This window comes from Henriciella sp. (genome assembly GCF_049649345.1).
GTDB lineage: Bacteria > Pseudomonadota > Alphaproteobacteria > Caulobacterales > Hyphomonadaceae > Henriciella.
Genome location: NZ_JBARZC010000070.1, coordinates 1 through 1,884, shown reverse-complemented (window position 1 = coordinate 1,884; position 1,884 = coordinate 1). Strand labels below are relative to the sequence as shown.

2 protein-coding genes are annotated in these 1,884 nt (G+C 63.1%); both read right to left on the bottom strand.

Annotated elements, in window-relative coordinates; genetic code table 11:
• Positions 1–651: chorismate synthase (gene aroC, locus WA989_RS01740; RefSeq protein WP_424338807.1), on the bottom strand; the 651-nt coding region annotated here is incomplete at its 3' end.
• A gap of 22 nt (positions 652–673) precedes the next feature.
• A complete protein-coding gene (locus WA989_RS01735; RefSeq protein WP_424338806.1) occupies positions 674–1,651 on the bottom strand; it encodes a malate dehydrogenase in 978 nt (325 codons plus the stop codon).
• Positions 1,652–1,884 lie beyond the last annotated feature (233 nt).

Here is a 1,884-nt window from a genome sequence, read left to right as displayed (position 1 = left end):
GGCCTGAACCTCGACGACGGCCCCCGCGCTTGAGCCAGCCTTGCGCGTCTCGTCCAGAAACGCCTCCCATTTGGCCGCGGTTTTCGCGTCCGGGCACCAGAAGGGGTTGTTGGAGGTTTCATTCCAGTCCCACGCCTCGCGGTCGACTTTGTGGGGGCCGATCTGGACGACCGCCCCGCGAATCACAATGCCCTCACCGAGCACCCGGCGGGCCACGGCGCCAGCTGCGACTCGCATGGCCGTTTCACGCGCAGAGGACCGTCCGCCGCCGCGATAGTCGCGAATGCCATATTTCTCGTCATAGGCATAATCGGCGTGGCCGGGCCGGTAGCGGTCGCGAATCTCCGAATAGTCTTTCGACCTCTGGTCGATATTTTCGATCAGCATGGAGATCGGCGTGCCGGTCGTGACCTGGCCATCCGTCCGATCGTCCTCGAAGACACCGGAGAGGATTTTCACCGCGTCCCGTTCCTTGCGCTGGGTGACGAAACGGCTGGTGCCGGGACGGCGCTTGTCGAGGAATTGCTGGACCCACTCTTCGTCGAGCTTGAGCCCCGGCGGGCAGCCATCGACCACGCAGCCAATGGACGGCCCATGGCTCTCGCCCCAGGTCGTCACGCGGAAAAGGTGGCCGAAAGTGTTGTGCGACATGGCTGCCCGGAAGCTGCGCGGACTAGCCGAGCAGGTCCTTCACCGCATCGCGCTCTTCGCGCAGCTCTTTCTCGGTCGCATCCATCTTGGCGCGGGAGAACTCATTGATGTCGAGGCCTTGGACGATCTCATACTTGCCGCCCGAACAGGTCACCGGATAGCCGTAGATGATGCCCGGCTCGATGCCGTAGGAGCCGTCGGCCGGAATGCCCATGGAGACCCAGTCGCCATCTGTGCCGAGGGCCCAGGTGCGCATATGGTCGATCGCAGCCGAGGCAGCAGAGGCGGCGGATGAGGCGCCGCGCGCCTTGATGATCGCCGCGCCGCGTTGCTGCACATCGGGGATGAAGGTGTTTTCATACCAGTCTTGGTCGACCTTGGAGAGGGCCGCATCACCTTTGACGGTTGCGTGGTGGAGGTCCGGATACTGGGTCGCCGAATGGTTGCCCCAGATGATGACCTTGTCGATATCGGTATTGTGCGTGCCGGTCTTCTCGGCGAGCTGGCTCATCGCGCGGTTATGGTCGAGGCGGACCATTGCGGTGAAGCATTTCGGGTCTAGGCCGGGCGCGTTCTGCTGGGCGATCAGCGCGTTTGTGTTCGCCGGATTGCCGACGACGAGGACTTTCACATCGCGCGAGGCATGGTCGTTGATCGCCTTGCCTTGCGGGCCGAAGATGCCGCCATTGGCCGAGAGGAGATCCTTGCGCTCCATGCCCTGTTTGCGCGGCATCGCGCCGACGAGGAGCGCGAAGTCGCAATCCTTGAAGGCGACATTCGGATCGTCGGTCGCAACGATGTTGTTGAGCAGCGGGAAAGCGCAGTCATTCAGTTCCATGACAACGCCATTCAGCGCGCCAAGCGCCGGCGTGATCTCGAGCAGGTGAAGGTCGACCGGCTGGTCCGGGCCAAGCATGTCGCCAGCAGCGATACGGAAGAGGAGGGCATAACCGATCTGGCCAGCGGCTCCGGTGACAGCAACTTTCACAGGCTTCTTCATGGGAGTGTCCTTCTTGAATCTTGGAATTTGCGCGCATCAATGGCGAATTTGGACGCCAAGGGCAAGCGGGCGGGCGCGCATGACGCAGGTCTGGGCGGGCGAGGCTGTCAAACCGGTTGGCCTTTCGGGTCCTAGGGCTCGCCGGTAGACGATCCCAGATACTCGACGCGGCGGATCAGGCCGTCATCCGTAATTGTATAAGTCACCGGCGCGGACTGTGAGCGCGGCTCCCC